We start from the raw sequence: 15,255 nt of genomic DNA, 5'->3' as shown, positions 1-15,255 counted from the left end.
GGGCTACTGCCGATCTCCTGATCGTTCCGCGCCGAGTCAGCCTGAGACGGTGGATGTTTCGCTCGGTTGGTTGCGCTCTGCCACGATCTTCCTGATCGCAGCCTTCTGCACCTTGCCGCTCGGTGTACGGGGGAACTCGTCGAGTTGATGTAGTTCCTCGGGCCATTTCTGCTTTGCCAGACCGGATACCGTGAAATGTGCACGTAGATCGTCCAACGTGGGCATCACCGCACCCGGCTTGAGTCGCAGGACCGCTGCGGTGTGTTCGCCGAGTCGGGCATCGGGTGCGGAGACCGCGGCTGCCTCGGCCACGCCCGGCAAACCGAGCAATTCCTCTTCGACCTCCTGTGCGCTGATGTTCTCGCCGCCACGGATGATGACGTCGTTCTTGCGGTCGGTGATCGTCAGGCTGCCGTTCTCGTCGAGTATTCCGATATCGCCGGTGTGGTACCAGCCGTCGGAGTCAAAAGCGTTGGCAGTCAACACGTCATCGGTGTATCCGATGCAGAGGTCGGGGCCGCGGGAGAGGATCTCGCCGTCGGGTGCGATCTTCAGCTCCACGCCTTCGAGAGCACTGCCGTCGGTCTCCGTACGTTTGGTGACCGAGTCGGTGATCTTCGACCCGGTGATGGAGGGATGCTCGGTGCTGCCGTAGGAGCGGTAAGCGGTGACGCCGAGTTCGGTCAGTCGGCGGGTGAAGGTCAACGGGACGGAGGCACCACCGAGGCCGGCGTACGGCATGAACTCCAGATGCGCGGGTGTGAAGTCGGGGTGATCGAGCACGCTGGTCACGAAATATGGCGCGCCGCCACCGACTTTCAGCTTCCGCTCGGTCATCAGCCGCAGCACCACAGCCGGATCCCAGACGTCGATCAGATGGATCGGATAGCCGTCGAGGATCGGGATGAGGAATGCACTGACCATTCCGATGAAGTGACCGATCGGTGCGCCGGTGATCTGTGGCTGTCCGTCTCGCGGCCATCGCGCGGCCAGCTGCCGCGTTTCGCAGACCAGGGTCTGATGACTGTGGATGACGCCTTTGGCCTTGCTGGTCGTTCCGGAGGTGAAGGCGGTCAGCACGGGCGCAGCGGGATCGGCCTTGATGATCCCGGTCATCGGTTCATCCGCGAGGAGCTCGTCAAAGCTCGCTCCGACCACACCCACGATCGGGACGTCGCGGTACAGGTCTGGCTCGTATGTCATTTTCCCGAATCCGTCGGCGGTGATCACCACCTTCGGCTTCGTGGTCGCGATGATGTGGGTCATCTCCTTGGGGCCGTAGAAGTGGACCACGGGCACGATGACCGCCCCGAGGAACGAGGTGGCCCAGAAGGTCGCGGCAGCCTCCATCCAGTTGGGCAGCTGTGCGACGACAACGTCCCCCTCGCCGACGCCGCGATCACGGAGGCCGGCGGCCAACCGGCGGGCGATGAGTTCAACGTCGGCGAATGTCCCCGCGTAGGGGTGGGTCGCGGAGTGCACCTCGAAGGGGAGGTGGCCGCGGTCGGCCAGCCCATGGGCGGCCAGCTCGCCGATGGTCTCGTCGGTCCACCACCCATCGTCTTTGTACCGTTTTGCCAGCTCGTCGGGGATATGTCTCATCGAGTGCTACTTCCTGCCGCGTTGATGCTCAAGTTCGACCGCATCTTGACAGCGGACGATTATGACGTAGATCATACGAAGCAATCTAGTTTCCAAAATGGAGAATAGCGTTTCCACGCCGCGCTGATGGCGTGAATGCTGTTCTGTGGTCAGTAGTTCCCGCAGCGAGGAGTTGTCAGGTGGAGATCCAAGAAGTTGTCGACCGGCTGGAAATCGAGCAGCACCTGACCAATTACGCCAAGGCGGTCGACTCCGAGGATTGGGACCTGTGGCGCTCGCTCTACACCGAGGATGCGCGCGTGGACTACTCCGCCGTCGGTGGCCCGACGGGCAATCGGATGGAGATCTCGGCATGGCTGGAAGCCTCGATGTCCTTGCTCCCGATGAAACAGCACTTCATCACCAACATCGACTACACGATCACCGGGGATACCGCCGAGGTGCGGGCGATGTTCTACAACCCGATGATCCTGCCTGGTCAAACCGAGAAGAGTGACTGCGGCGGCTGGTATCGCCACAAGCTGATCCGGACGCCAGAAGGATGGCGCACGTACGACTTCCAGGAAGAAGACGTCTGGTTCAGCTCCGGGGTCCAGGCCGAGAAGAAGGAACGCGGAACGACGGTCGGTCAAGGCTGAGGGCCTGAGCAGCATGGGTGAACTCGACAACTCGGTCGCACTGGTCACGGGTGCGGCGCGCGGGCAGGGACGCAGTCACTGTGTGGCGCTGGCCGACCAAGGCGCCGACATCATCGCGATCGACATCTGCGCCGACATCGACTCGATTCCGTATCCGCTGGCCACGAAAGAGGACCTCGACGAGACCGCCCGCCTGGTCACGGAGAAAGGCCGCCGGATCTCGACATATACCGCTGATGTGCGGCAACTGGCCGACCTCGAGGCCGCTGTCGCCGCCGGTGTCGCCCAACTCGGCGAGATCGACATCGTGGTCGCCAATGCCGGTGTGGTCGCGCTCGGAGTCGCCGATCCGAAGAATGAGCAGCTCTACCGCGACATCGTCGAAACAAATCTGTTCGGGGCCTGGAACACGATCACGGCCACAGTGCCCTCGATCATCCGCAAAGGCCGGGGTGGATCGATCGTCCTGACCAGTTCGGTTCAGGGTCTGACCGGACGCGGTGGTGACGGGAGTGCGGCGGTCTTCGGATACGCCGCCTCCAAGCACGGGATCGTCGGGTTGATGCATTCGGCGGCAAACGCGTACGCGGCCCACAACATCCGCGTCAACACGGTTCATCCGACCGGGGTCGCGACACCGATGATCCTCAACGAGTACATGGCGCAGATGCATGCCGAGGGACGCTCGTCGGGTCCCATGGCGGGCAACCTGTTGCCCGTCCCGTGGGTCGAGGCCCAGGACGTCACCAATGCGGTGGTGTGGCTGGTGAGTGAGAAGGCTCGGTACGTCACCGGTGTCGCTTTGCCGGTCGATGCGGGTTGCGCGGCGATGTAGTCCGGTTCGGCGGCCGCGCGTGGCACGATAGACCCTGTTGTGTCACAGATGAACAAGGATTCCGCGCCCGCGAAGCGGCCGGCACTGACGGTGCTGGCCGTCGATGACGAATGGCCGGCACTCGATGAACTGGCGTATCTGCTGTGCGCAGAGGATGCAGTGGCCGAGGTGCTCACCGCTGGTGATGCGACCACCGCATTGCGTCTGATCAAGGACCGTCCCGACAGCATCGACGCGGTGTTCCTCGACATCAACATGCCGGGCCTCGACGGACTCGAACTGGCCGGGGTGCTGGCGGCGTTCGCCAACCCGCCTGCGGTGGTGTTCGTGACCGCACACGACGACCGGGCGGTGGCCGCGTTCGATCTCGGCGCACTCGACTATCTCCTCAAACCGCTACGAGCGCAGCGTCTTGCAGAGGCGGTCCGGCGGGTTGTCGAACAGCGAGAGGCCGCTGAACCCGGCGCGAGCCCGCCATCCGTTGGCGCCGAGGATCCGGATGAGGTGATCCCGGTCGAGATGGGTGGCTCCACCACACTCGTCAACCGCTCGGACGTGGCCTGGGTGGAAGCCGAGGGCGACTACACCAGGCTGCACACCGCCGGCGGGTCCCATCTCGTTCGAATCCCCATCTCGTCGCTTGAAAACCGTTGGGCCCAAGCCGGTTTCCTACGGGTACACCGTTCGTACCTGGTGTCGTCGTCGCTGGTCACCGGCATTCGCACGGTTGGCTCCGGCATGGTCGTTCTCCTCCGCCCGGGTCCGAATGCGGCGGTGGTGGAGTTGCCGGTGAGCCGGCGGCACACGAGGGAACTCAAGGATCGTCTCGTCCGCAGTCCCAAACAAGAGCGCCTGACCCGATGACCACCGCCGGAGAGGACTTGCCCCGAGCCCGCGAACGGGTGGTGCTCGCCACCCGCCGAGGAGCGCGGACGGTCCGAACCCGGGTGGAGGTCCAAGAGCAGACCGAGGTCGGCGACGCGCTCATCCGCGGGTTGATGCGGGCGCAGCTCGGGCTGGCACTGCGGCTGGCCGCGCCCACCCTGCTGGCGCTGTGTTCGATACCGGTGGTGATGAAGATCTTCCCGTGGCTCACGGAGGTGTCGATCTTCGGGATCCTGTTGCCCTGGTGGATCCTTGGATTCACGGTCTATCCGCTGCTGGTCGGCGTCTGCTGGGTCTACAACCGTCTCGCCGACCGAAATGAGCAAGAGTTCGGCGACCTGGTCGACGACTGACACCGCAGATGCAGACGATTTCCGGCCAGTCGGTACCCATCCCGACACTCATCGCATTGGTGGTCGCCGCGGTCGCGACCGTTGCCATCGGCGCCTACGGAGTCCGACTGGCCCGCACGACATCCGACTTCCTGGTGGCCTCCCGCAGCGTCGGACCCCGATGGAACGCCGCCGCCATCTCCGGTGAGTATCTCTCTGCCGCCTCATTTCTCGGCGTCGCGGGTCTGATCGCGAAGTATGGCGCCGACGCCCTGTGGTATCCGATCGGTTTCACCGCCGGGTACGTCGGCCTGTTGCTGTTCGTGGCGGCACCGCTGCGCAGATCCGGCGCCTACACCGTCCCGGACTTTGCCGAATTCCGATTGCAGTCCAAGCGTTTACGCAAGCTGGCGACCGCCGTCGTGGTTCTCATCTGCATCCTCTACATGGTGCCGCAGTTCCAGGGTGCAGGCCTGACCCTCAACATCCTGCTGGGTATCCCGCCGTGGGTCGGTGCAGTGGTGGTGGCGCTGATCGTGATCGCCAATGTTGTCGGCGGTGGGATGCGTTCGATCACCTTCGTGCAGGCCTTTCAATACTGGCTCAAACTCACCGCCGTCGCGGTGCCGGCGATCGTTCTGGCCATCCACTTCTACGGGGCCGACGATGATCAGGGTTCCGACGCGCCGCCGACGGTGTCGGCGGCGACCACCGTCGACATCACGACGGATGTCGTCGTCACCGTGGCCGCCCCACTCGAGGTGGTCGTGTTCGGGGAGGTCGACGACATCGCGATGACCGGGCCGGTGACACTGTCCCCGGGTGAGCACACGCTCAGTTCGGGGTCCGAACTCGAACTCGCCGCCGGATCGGCGGTACCGGTGGTCTCCGGTGCACCGTCGACCCACGATGAATGGGCCACCCCGGGCTGGGGTTTCGGCGGGGACCACGCGATGTTCCAGGTCTTCTCACTGATCATCGGGATCTTCCTGGGCACCATGGGGCTCCCGCACGTGCTGGTCCGTTTCTATACCAATCCGGATGGCCGGGCCGCCCGCGCGACGTCGCTGGCGGTGGTGGGTCTGCTCGGGGTGTTCTATCTGTTCCCCACCCTGCTCGGTGTCTTCGCGCGTCTGTGGGTTCCGCAGCTACTCATCACCGGGGCGTCGGATGCGGCTGTCCTGTTGCTGCCGGGCTCGGTGTTGTCGGGCATCGGAGGTCAGTTGGTCGCGGCACTGGTGGCCGCAGGCGCCATCGCGGCTTTCCTTGCCACGTCGTCCGGCCTGCTGGTCAGCGTGGCGGGTGTCCTGAGCACCGATGTGCTGCGTGGACGGGTCCGCGACTTCCGGGCCGCGTCGGTGCTGGCCGGTCTGGTGCCGCTGTTGCTGGCAGTGGGGGTGACCTCCATCGATCTGTCCCGGACGGTGGGTCTGGTGTTCGCGGTGGCGGCGTCGACGTTGTGCCCGCTGCTGGTCCTGGGCATCTGGTGGCGGGGGCTCACCGCGATCGGTGCGGCGGCCGGCCTGATCGTCGGCGGTGTGGTCGCCGGTGGCGCCGCCCTCGCGACATCGTTGGGCGGTATCGACGACGGCATGCTCGGTGGCTGGCCCGCGGTGCTGGTCGGCTATCCGGCGGCGGTCAGTGTGCCGTTGGCGTTTGCCACGATGGTGCTGGTCAGCAAGTTGACGGCGGACCGGGTCCCGGCTGATGTCGGGCGGTTGCTGACCCGTCTGCACGCACCGGAAGGGCTCGGTGTGGGGCGTGATCGCGAGGTGGGTCTGGACTTCGGGGAGGAGCGCTGACACCGCGATCTTCGAGACGGTCGGTACATCGCAGATCGCAAGACATCTGGTGCTGCATCAACCACAGGGATTGCGCTGGGCAAAGGAGATTGAGTCCGATGCAGTGGGTGTGGATTCCGGCGGCTTGAGAACCGTGGTCAGATACTGGGTGCCTTCGGGGGTTGGGGTGAGCCGACCGTAGCGGGATTGCAGATCGGATTGACTATGAATGATCGTCTGCCAGTTCATGTGGTCGAGCCGGCTGGTGTTGTCGCGGTCGGTGCGCCCCGTGGTAGCGGTGTCGTTCGCGCCGACAAGCGTTTTGAGTCTTTTGTACCGCTCGGACGTTGATTGCGATGGTGCCGCTGCGAGTTGGGCGATCTGAGCAAGCCGACTGCCCTGAACTGAGAGTTCAGTGATGGTGGTGAGCACGCTCCTGACGACGTCGTCGGATAGGTAAGGCAGCACGCCCTCCTCTAGCCAGGCGGTCGGAACGTCCGGGCGAAACCCGGATGCGAGCAGGTCATGCTCCCAGCGTCCGCGTAGGTCGGTGCCAACGGTGTGCCGCGGTCCCGTTCCGGGGGCTTGGACCTTCGCCAGTACCTGTTCTTTGAAGTCGAACATCGGTGGCAGGTCGATTTCGAAGACTGGCGTGAGCGCCGGCAGCGGCAGCCGCAGAGCGCGTGTGTCCAGGCCGGCCCCCAGGATGACGACCTGCTCGCACCCTTGCTCGCAGGCCGCGAGTAAGAAGTCGTCGAAGAATTTCGTGGCCAGAACGCGATCTTCGTAGAAGTCGTCAACGAGTTGTCGCATCCGCTCCCACGTGTCGACAGCGTCCTCGGGCGCGTCCGGGTCGAAGAACGCTGTCTCGGCGGCCTCGGCGAAGAGCTTTGCATACGGATCCGCGAACAGAGCGTCCGCGCGTACCGTTTCACGCGCGCGGATCAACGCCACTCCGATCGCAGTCAACCCAACTCCGGCCAGCGAATCCGGCAGACCTCTCCCCATGGACTCAATCCTCCCCAGACGGTTCTCTGGGCAACATAGCCTTCGCGCCGGCGTTTCGATTCGTTTTCACATCGTCCGAACCACTTTTCACCGCTGACAGCCAGGGCACAGCTCCCGATGCCCTTCGCTTACCGTTCGTCGCTCAGAATCGACCGTTCGTCGCACAGTTCGACAGCTCACCGTGTGACTGCGACCACGCCATATTCATGTGACCTGGACCTCATTAACGTCTCCTGACAGGTTCTATCACTCACTTATGTCAGGAGACTCCCGTGACCGCATCAGACCTGAGCCCGGAGAGGTCGCCCGAGCGACCGACCCCGGACGCGCAGGCGTTCATCGACATGCAGGCAAGTCCGGAGTTCCAGGATCTGCGCCGTCGACTACGCGTGTTCGTCTTCCCCCTGACGGGCTTCTTCCTGGCCTGGTACATGCTCTATGTCGTCGTCGCCACGTATGCGCATGACTTCATGGCCACCAAAGTGTGGGGCAACATCAACATCGGCATCATCTTCGGTCTCGGGCAGTTCGTCTCGACGTTTGTCATCACAGCCGTATACGTGCGATTCGCCAATCGTGACCTCGATCCACGTGCCGCGGCCATCCGCGAAGAGCTGGAAGGACCGGTCAAATGACCTTTCTCGCCGCGGACACCGCCTCGGTCGGCAATCCCGCACTCAACATCGCCATCTTCGTGGCATTCGTCGTCATCACCATGACGATCGTGATCCGGGCCAGCAAGACCACCAAGAAGGCCTCGGACTTCTATACCGGCGGCGGCCAGTTCTCCGGACCGCAGAACGGCTTCGCGATCGCCGGTGACTATCTGTCGGCCGCATCGTTCCTCGGTATTGCCGGCGCCATTGCCGTCTACGGTTACGACGGTTTCCTCTACTCGGTCGGTTTCCTCGTTGCCTGGCTGGTGGCCCTGCTCCTCGTTGCCGAACTGCTGCGCAACACCGGCCGGTTCACGATGGCCGATGTCCTGAGCTTCCGACTGCAGGAACGTCCGGTCCGGATGGCTGCGGCATTGTCGACCCTGACGGTGTCGCTGTTCTACCTGCTCGCCCAAATGGCCGGTGCCGGTGGACTTGTCGCCCTGCTGCTGAACATCGACGGCAAGTTCGGGCAGAGTGTTGTGGTCGCGGTGGTCGGCGTCCTGATGATCGCCTACGTCCTCATCGGCGGCATGAAGGGCACCACTTACGTCCAGATGGTCAAGGCGGTTCTCCTCATCGCCGGTGCCGGCATCATGTTCTTCCTGGTGTTGTTCGCGGTGAAGGGCAACTTCTCGCAGTTGATCGCCGATGCGCAGGCCACCGTGAGTGGTTCGGCAAACGAGGCGGTGGCGGGCCGTGACATCGCTGCTCCCGGTGCGAAGTACGGCATCAGTGAGATGTCGAAACTCGACTTCATCTCGCTGGGTATCGCTTTGGTTCTCGGTACCGCTGGTCTGCCCCACGTCCTGATGCGCTTCTACACGGTCCCGACCGCCAAGGAGGCGCGTCGCTCGGTGACCTGGGCGATCGGACTCATCGGTGCCTTCTACCTGTTCACCCTGGTTCTCGGCTACGGTGCCGCCAAATCGGTTGGCCCGGACAAGATCCTCGCCGCACCGGGCAAGGAGAACTCAGCGGCACCACTGTTGGCTTTCGAGCTCGGTGGCACCATCTTCCTGGCCGTGATCTCGGCGGTGGCCTTCGCGACCATCCTTGCTGTGGTGGCCGGACTGGCCATCACCGCCTCCGCCTCGTTTGCCCACGACATCTATGCCAGTGTCATCAAGCGCGGCAAGGCCTCTGAGGAACAGCAAGTTCGCGTTTCGCGGATCACCGTGGTGGTCATCGGTGTCGTATCGATCGTGCTGGGCATCCTGGCCATGGGGCAGAACATCGCCTTCCTGGTCGCCCTGGCCTTCGCGGTTGCCGCCTCGGCCAACCTGCCGACGCTGCTGTTCTCGCTGTTCTGGAAGAAGTTCAACACCACCGGTGCCCTGTTCAGCATCTACGGCGGTCTGATCGTCTGCATCGGACTGATCGTGATCTCGCCCGCCGTCTCCGGTAAGGCGACCTCGATGTTCCCCGATGCCGACTTCGACTTCTTCCCGATGTCGAACCCGGGCATCGTCTCGATCCCCGCCGGCTTCCTGCTGGCCGTGATCGGCACCTACATCGGGCGTCGCAAGCAGGAGAACGCCGCGAAACAGGCCGAGATGGAGGTCCGTTCGCTGACCGGTGTCGGCGTCGAGAAGGCTGTCTCGCACTGACCTCGTAACCCCGATGATGTGCGGTTTTGGCGGTCCCATCCTGGGACTTTGTTCGCCAGAACCGCACATCATCGGGTTAAGCCGTTGTGTCTTGGGTACTCGATCGCAATGAGTGCTTACACGACCACAAATCCGACCACCGGCACGACCGAACGCGAGTTCGAGAGCCTCACTGCGGCGGGTGTCGAAGACGTCCTGACCCGTTCGATGGCAGCGTACGAGCCATGGAAGACGACGTCCGTGGCGGACCGAGCCGCGGCGCTGTCGCGCACCGCTGACCTGTACGAACAGCGCGCCGATGAGTTGGCGCAGGCCATCACCACCGAGATGGGTAAACCCGCGGCACAGGCGGTCGGGGAAGTGCAGCTCGCAGCGGCGATCTACCGCTATTACGCCGACAACGGATCCGATCTGTTGAAAGACGAAACACTCGATGTCGGCGGGGCCGACGAGTCGATCGTGCAGACGGAACCGGTAGGACCCCTGGTGGGTGTCATGCCGTGGAACTATCCCTACTACCAGGTTGCCCGGTTTGCCGCACCGAACCTGATGGCCGGCAACACGGTCATTCTCAAGCATGCGTCGATCTGTGCCGGTTCGGCCCTGCTGATGGAAGAGCTACTGCATGCGGGCGGTGTTCCGGAAGACGCGTACATCAACGCGTTCGCCTCCAGCGACCAGGTCGCCGACATGATTGCCGACCCGCGAATCCGAGGGGTATCGCTGACCGGTAGCGAAGCAGCGGGAGCCTCCGTCGCCGAGACGGCGGGACGGAACCTGAAGAAGGCGGTACTCGAGCTCGGCGGGTCGGATCCCTTTATCGTTCTCGAGACCGCCGATCTGGAGAACACGGCGCGGACCGCGGCCAAGGGTCGATTGTCGAACGCGGGCCAGGCATGTAACAGCCCCAAGCGTTTCATCGTGCGCGACAAAGACTTCGACACATTCGTCGCGACGGTCACCGCGGAGTTCGAGTCTGCGACGGTGGGTGACCCGTCACAGTCCGACACCGTGGTCGGGCCGCTGTCGTCCGTCGGCGCCAGGGACACGGTGGTCGATCAGGTCAAGAAGGCCGTATCACAGGGCGCCACGTTGCACACCGGGGGTGACGCGTTGGACGGAGACGGCGCCTTCATGCGTCCGGCGGTGCTGACCGGCATCACCAAGGACATGGATGCCTACTCGGAGGAGATCTTCGGTCCGGTGGCGATGGTCTACTCGGTGGCGTCGGAAGACGAGGCGGTGAAACTGGCCAACGACGTCGAATTCGGGCTCAGTGGTTCGGTCTGGGGTTCCGATCTCGACAAGGCCCGCGACATTGCCGATCGCCTCGAAGTCGGTATGGCCTACATCAACGAGCACGGAACAACGTTGCCGGGCTTGCCCTTCGGAGGCGTCAAGCGCTCCGGGTTCGGTCGAGAACTCGGACGTTGGGGGATGGGTGAGTTCGTCAACACCCGACTTCGCCGCACCTCCAGCCGATGACCCCCTACCGTCGACCGTGCCGAAATCCCCGTCGACCGTGCCGAAATTGCCGTTGACCGTGCCGAAGATGTCCGGGGCGAAATCGAGAGTGACTGTTTCCGAACAGTTTTGGCACGCTCGGCGGTAACAAGGGCACGCTCGACGGTGATTGAGGCACGCTCGGCGGAGGGGTGGTCAGTCGAGGGCGGCTGCGACTGCTTCGGCGATGGCGAAACAGGATGTGAGACCGGGGGATTCGATACCAAAGAGGTTCACCAAACCCGCGATACCGTGCTGTGCGGGGCCCTGGATCAGGAAGTCCGCGGCCGGTTCACCCGGACCGGAGAGCTTGGGTCGGATGCCGCAATACGCCGGGGCCAGTGAGTCATCCGGTAGCGCCGGCCAATATCGGCGGATCTCGGAGTAGAAACTGTCGGCTCTCGACGGATCCACGTGGTGGTCGATGCTGTCCACCCATTCGACGTCGGGACCGAAACGAGCTTGACCGCCGAGATCGAGCGTGAGGTGTACGCCCAGTCCACCATCGACGGGGATCGGATAGATCAGTCGCGAGAACGGCACCTTGACACCAGCCGGCGCATAGTAATTCCCCTTGGCGTAGTGGCGCTTCGGGATGTGTTCGGCGGGAAAGCCATCCAGACGGGCCGCGACATCCCAGGCGTCCAACCCGGCGCTGTTGATCACGGTGTCGCAGGGGATGTCGGTGTCGTCGATGGTCAGGACGATGGAAGGTCCCCGGCCGTCCACGACGGCGACCGATCCGCCCGTCACGGCGCTGCGCAGCACGGTGATCGCGCCGGCCTCCTCGGCGTCGTACCGCAGTGCGGTCATCAGGCCGTGGCTGTCGACGATCCCGGTGGACGGCGACAACAGTGCCTGGTGCGCGTGTAGCGCGGGTTCCAGATCGGCGAGCTCATCCGAATGCGCCAGACGAAGATCGTTGACGCCGTTGGTCTTTGCGGCGTCCGCGATGCTTGCCAAACGGTCTACCTGATCGGCATCGGTCGCGACGATCAGCTTGCCGATCCGCCGATGGTCGACGCCCCTGTCGGTGCAGTAGGCGTAGAGCTTGTCCCGGCCGGCCGTACAGAAACGCGCCTTCGCGCTGCCTTCGGGATAATAGATACCGGCGTGGATGACCTCGGAGTTACGTGAACTGGTTTCCGAACCGATCAACTCGGCCCGTTCGATGATGAGGACCTCGCGCCCGCTGCGGGCGAGCTGCCGGGCGATGGCCAAGCCGATCACGCCGGCGCCGATCACCACACAATCGACCTGCTCCACCGTCCACCTCTCACCGCCCCGTCGAACGCAGAAACGCTCCATGCGCACTGACGCATGGAGCGTATCCCGGTCGATCACTCACCGAGCAGCAGTTGCCGACCCCTCTATGTCGGTGGCGCCGGTTGGCAAATCGGCGGGAGATGGTGGCGCCTGGAAGCGCGGGACGAACGCGGTGAATACGAAGGCGAGCAGTGCGGTACCGGCGGCGAGGAGCATCGTGACCTTGAACGCATCCGCGGAGGGCACGTCGAACCCGCCGGACGAGATCGTCATCTGAGCCAGGATCACGCCGACGATCGCGCTGGCGAAGGACGTTCCGAGCGAGCGCATCAACGTGTTGAAGCCGTTGGCCGCGCTGGTCTGCGACATCGGGACAGCGCCCATGATCAGCGCCGGCATCGCTCCGTAGGCCAAACCGGTGCCGATTCCGATGATCATGGCCACGATGATGATCTGCCAGACGGTGTTGAGTGCAAAGGCCCCCAAGATGTAGCCCGCCGCGACGACAAGCGCTCCGATCATCAGCGTCGTCTTCGGGCCGCGCGAGTTGGTGATCCGCGCCGACACGGGGGCGGCCAGCATCATCACCACACCGAACGGAGCCATCACCAGACCGGTGACCAAGGTCGACTTGCCCAGGCCATAGCCGGTGGCCTCGGGTAGCTGGAGTACCTGCGTCAACACGAGGGTCATCGCGAACATCGCGAATCCGAGGGCGACCGATGCGAGGTTGGTGAACAGCACCTGGCGGCCGGCGGTGACCCGCAGGTCGACAAGTGGCAGCTTGGTTCGCAGCTCCCACCACCCCCAGACGGCAAACGCGATCACGGAGAGCAGTGCCAGCGCCACGGTTGTGCCGCTGGTCCAACCCCAGTCGGCACCCTTGGTGATGGCGAGCAGCAGGGCGATCAGCGCGGTCGAGAGTGAAGCGGCACCGATGTAATCGAAGCTGCCGCCGCTGCGGACGTCGGATTCGGGCACGAACACCAGGACCAGCACGGTGGCCAGAACGGCGAGCGCCCCCGAGATCCAGAACAGGAAGTGCCAGTTGGCGTATTCGGCGATCAGGGCCGCGATGGGCAGCCCGAGTGCGCCACCGATTCCGAGCGATGCGCTCATCATGGCCACCGAACTCGCCAACTTCTCTTTGGGGAGTGCATCGCGCATCAGGCTGATTCCCAGCGGGATCACCGCGCCGGCCAGGCCTTGCAGCACCCGTCCGAGGAGCAACGGGATCAGGCTGTTGCTCAGCGCGGCGACGACGGAACCGAGGACCAGGAGCATCAGGCTCAGCAGCAGCAACCGGCGCTTGCCGAACATATCGCCGAGGCGGCCCATGACCGGCACTGCGACCGTGCCGGTCAGCAGGGTCGCGGTGACGGCCCATGCGGTGTCGAACGGCGAAGCGCCGAGGAGCTTGGGCAGTTCGGGGATGATCGGGATCATCACGGTCTGCATCAGAGCTGCGACGACACCGGAAAACGCCAGGATTGCCACAATCGGACCCGGCGAACGGGTCTGTGCGGTGTCGCCGGTGGCCGGAACATGCATGTAGCGCCTCCATGAGTGGTCTGGTTCGTGGGCGCCAGAACTAAAGCAGCCGACTGATTGAACTTAAAGCGTGTGACTCAATCGGTCAATGGGTAGGTACGTGACACACCGCACAGCCACATTCCCTTTCGGAACACCGTCGGAAAGGTCGGACGATAGACTTTCGCAGTAGTCACGACTGTGATGGAAAGGCCTGTCACCGGAGGCCTTTGGTGGTGGCAATCTGCGATCGAAAGAGAACATGACCACATCTGAGCGCCCGCACGTACTGATCGTCGGCGGCGGTTTCGGTGGACTGAATGCGGCCCGAAAACTACGGCACGCCGACGTCGACGTCACGCTGTTGTCCCGCGGAACGAGTCATGTCTTTCAGCCGCTGCTCTACCAATGCGCGACGGGTGTGCTGTCCGAAGGTTCGATCGGCAGTCCGCTGCGACATCTGTTGCGGCGGCAGAAAAATACCCACGTGGCACTGGGCGAGGCGACGGCGATCGACGCCGCCACCCGAACTCTGACCGCCTGCCGCAGCGATGGGTCGATGTTCGACCTGCCCTACGACCACCTCGTGGTCGCCGCCGGCATGCGGCAGTCCTATCACGGGCACGACGAGTACATCGACTGGGCGCCGGGCATGAAAACGCTGGACGACGCCTTGACGATCCGCCGCAAACTGGTCACCGCATTCGAGATGGCCGAGTCACTGCCCACCGCGGAAGAGCGAGCGCGATGGTTGACGTTTGCCGTGGCCGGTGGTGGACCGACCGGCGTGGAAATCGCCGGTCAGATCCGCGAGTTGGCCTTGCACGCCTTGACCAACGAGTTCCGGTCGATCGATCCGTGCGAGGCCAGGGTGTTGCTGTTCCACAGCGGTGACCGGGTCCTGCCCTCGTTCGACAAGAGACTGTCGAAGAATGCGCAGCGCACGCTGGAACGGGTCGGTGTCGAGACCCACCTCGGGGTTCATGTCACGGATGTGGGTCCGGGCTACGTCGAGACGACCACCAAGGCGGAGCCGAAGACCACGACCCGTTTCGAAACGCAGACCGTCGTCTGGACTGCCGGTGTGGAGGCCGTGCCCTTCGCCAAGGCGCTCGCCACCGCGCTGGGTGTCCCGCAGGACCGGTCCGGGCGTATCGCAGTCGAACCGGACCTGACCGTTCCCGGGCATCCCAACATCTGGGTGGTCGGCGATCTGATGTCGCGCGACGAGTTGCCAGGGGTGGCCGAGGTCGCGATGCAGGGCGGGCGGTACGCGGGCAAGCTGATCGCGACGGAGGTCGCATCGGGTGGCACCGCGACGCGGCCGCCGTTCAAGTATCGAGATCTCGGTAACGCGGCCTACGTCGCACGGGGCCACGCGCTCGTTCAGGCTGGGCCACTGCATCTTTCCGGACGACTGGGTTGGATCTCTTGGGGGTTCATCCACATCGTCTTCTTGGCGGGAGCCCGCAATCGTATTGGTACGCTGCTGAACTGGGGTGCGACGCTCTTGACCGGATCGAGACGAGAGCGTGCTGTCACCTTCGGTGACTCACGCATCGCCCGGAACACGTACTTCACCAACGCCAGGAAGAACGCGAGCTGACCG

The 15,255-nt window shown here is 64.0% G+C and carries 13 protein-coding genes; 9 read left to right on the top strand and 4 right to left on the bottom strand.

From position 1 onward, the window contains the following. Positions 1-36 precede the first annotated feature (36 nt). Positions 37-1,602 (bottom strand): AMP-binding protein, encoded by a 1,566-nt coding sequence (locus AC51GR_RS08660; RefSeq protein ID WP_496324228.1) that lies wholly within the window; start codon positions 1,600-1,602, stop codon positions 37-39. Positions 1,603-1,781: 179 nt separating this feature from the next. On the opposite strand from AC51GR_RS08660, the gene AC51GR_RS08655 reads away from it, so the two are divergent. Genes AC51GR_RS08655 through AC51GR_RS08635 form a run of 5 tightly spaced genes read left to right on the top strand, consistent with a single transcriptional unit; the run spans position 1,782 to position 6,094 of the window. Beyond that, a complete protein-coding gene (locus AC51GR_RS08655) occupies positions 1,782-2,240 on the top strand; it encodes a nuclear transport factor 2 family protein (RefSeq protein WP_496324227.1) in 459 nt (152 codons plus the stop codon). Positions 2,241-2,253: 13 nt separating this feature from the next. Further along, positions 2,254-3,075 (top strand): mycofactocin-coupled SDR family oxidoreductase, encoded by an 822-nt coding sequence (locus tag AC51GR_RS08650; RefSeq protein WP_496324226.1) that lies wholly within the window; start codon positions 2,254-2,256, stop codon positions 3,073-3,075. A 48-nt stretch (positions 3,076-3,123) separates the two neighbouring features. After that, positions 3,124-3,939 carry a LytR/AlgR family response regulator transcription factor gene (locus tag AC51GR_RS08645; RefSeq protein WP_496324225.1) on the top strand — a complete coding sequence of 272 codons (816 nt, stop codon included), beginning with the start codon at positions 3,124-3,126 and terminating at the stop codon, positions 3,937-3,939. Then, positions 3,936-4,313 carry a hypothetical protein gene (locus AC51GR_RS08640; RefSeq protein WP_496324224.1) on the top strand — a complete coding sequence of 126 codons (378 nt, stop codon included), beginning with the start codon at positions 3,936-3,938 and terminating at the stop codon, positions 4,311-4,313. Before AC51GR_RS08645 ends, AC51GR_RS08640 begins: the two co-directional genes overlap by 4 nt. Positions 4,314-4,321: 8 nt before the next feature. Next, on the top strand, positions 4,322-6,094 hold the full coding sequence (locus tag AC51GR_RS08635) for a sodium/solute symporter (RefSeq protein ID WP_496324223.1): 1,773 nt from the start codon (positions 4,322-4,324) through the stop codon (positions 6,092-6,094). 57 nt (positions 6,095-6,151) lie between these two features. Here the strand turns inward: AC51GR_RS08635 and AC51GR_RS08630 are convergent, their stop codons facing one another. After that, complete coding sequence (locus AC51GR_RS08630; protein ID WP_496324222.1) at positions 6,152-7,081, bottom strand: SAM-dependent methyltransferase; 930 nt, start codon at positions 7,079-7,081, stop codon at positions 6,152-6,154. A 272-nt stretch (positions 7,082-7,353) separates the two neighbouring features. Between AC51GR_RS08630 and AC51GR_RS08625 the strand changes: the two genes are divergently transcribed. The 3 genes from AC51GR_RS08625 (at position 7,354) to AC51GR_RS08615 (ending at position 10,832) form a co-directional block, all read left to right on the top strand. Next, positions 7,354-7,716 carry a DUF485 domain-containing protein gene (locus AC51GR_RS08625; protein WP_496324221.1) on the top strand — a complete coding sequence of 121 codons (363 nt, stop codon included), beginning with the start codon at positions 7,354-7,356 and terminating at the stop codon, positions 7,714-7,716. Beyond that, complete coding sequence (locus tag AC51GR_RS08620; protein WP_496324220.1) at positions 7,713-9,347, top strand: monocarboxylic acid transporter; 1,635 nt, start codon at positions 7,713-7,715, stop codon at positions 9,345-9,347. Before AC51GR_RS08625 ends, AC51GR_RS08620 begins: the two co-directional genes overlap by 4 nt. Before the next feature lie 108 nt (positions 9,348-9,455). Then, positions 9,456-10,832 carry an NAD-dependent succinate-semialdehyde dehydrogenase gene (locus tag AC51GR_RS08615; RefSeq protein WP_496324219.1) on the top strand — a complete coding sequence of 459 codons (1,377 nt, stop codon included), beginning with the start codon at positions 9,456-9,458 and terminating at the stop codon, positions 10,830-10,832. A gap of 174 nt (positions 10,833-11,006) precedes the next feature. Here AC51GR_RS08615 and AC51GR_RS08610 read toward each other — a convergent pair whose 3' ends face one another. Both AC51GR_RS08610 and AC51GR_RS08605 read right to left on the bottom strand, forming a co-directional pair. Further along, positions 11,007-12,116 carry an NAD(P)/FAD-dependent oxidoreductase gene (locus AC51GR_RS08610; RefSeq protein WP_496324218.1) on the bottom strand — a complete coding sequence of 370 codons (1,110 nt, stop codon included), beginning with the start codon at positions 12,114-12,116 and terminating at the stop codon, positions 11,007-11,009. A gap of 78 nt (positions 12,117-12,194) precedes the next feature. Next, complete coding sequence (locus AC51GR_RS08605; protein WP_496324217.1) at positions 12,195-13,667, bottom strand: MFS transporter; 1,473 nt, start codon at positions 13,665-13,667, stop codon at positions 12,195-12,197. Positions 13,668-13,908: 241 nt separating this feature from the next. On the opposite strand from AC51GR_RS08605, the gene AC51GR_RS08600 reads away from it, so the two are divergent. Beyond that, complete coding sequence (locus tag AC51GR_RS08600; protein WP_496324216.1) at positions 13,909-15,252, top strand: NAD(P)/FAD-dependent oxidoreductase; 1,344 nt, start codon at positions 13,909-13,911, stop codon at positions 15,250-15,252. Positions 15,253-15,255 lie beyond the last annotated feature (3 nt).

Source organism: Williamsia sp. z71 (genome assembly GCF_059553375.1).
The sequence above is the reverse complement of the archived record's forward strand: the minus strand, read 5'-3'. Positions and strand labels throughout refer to the sequence as shown.

Bases quoted from the DNA above. Each gene is read 5' to 3' on its own strand.
- AC51GR_RS08645 (WP_496324225.1), top strand. From the start codon at position 3,124: ATGAACAAGGATTCCGCGCCCGCGAAGCGGCCGGCACTGACGGTGCTG.
- AC51GR_RS08615 (WP_496324219.1), top strand. From the start codon at position 9,456: ATGAGTGCTTACACGACCACAAATCCGACCACCGGCACGACCGAACGC.
- AC51GR_RS08600 (WP_496324216.1), top strand. From the start codon at position 13,909: ATGACCACATCTGAGCGCCCGCACGTACTGATCGTCGGCGGCGGTTTC.
- AC51GR_RS08605 (WP_496324217.1), bottom strand. From the start codon at position 13,667: ATGCATGTTCCGGCCACCGGCGACACCGCACAGACCCGTTCGCCGGGT.
- AC51GR_RS08660 (WP_496324228.1), bottom strand. From the start codon at position 1,602: ATGAGACATATCCCCGACGAGCTGGCAAAACGGTACAAAGACGATGGG.
- AC51GR_RS08635 (WP_496324223.1), top strand. From the start codon at position 4,322: ATGCAGACGATTTCCGGCCAGTCGGTACCCATCCCGACACTCATCGCA.
- AC51GR_RS08620 (WP_496324220.1), top strand. From the start codon at position 7,713: ATGACCTTTCTCGCCGCGGACACCGCCTCGGTCGGCAATCCCGCACTC.
- AC51GR_RS08640 (WP_496324224.1), top strand. From the start codon at position 3,936: ATGACCACCGCCGGAGAGGACTTGCCCCGAGCCCGCGAACGGGTGGTG.
- AC51GR_RS08650 (WP_496324226.1), top strand. From the start codon at position 2,254: ATGGGTGAACTCGACAACTCGGTCGCACTGGTCACGGGTGCGGCGCGC.
- AC51GR_RS08630 (WP_496324222.1), bottom strand. From the start codon at position 7,081: ATGGGGAGAGGTCTGCCGGATTCGCTGGCCGGAGTTGGGTTGACTGCG.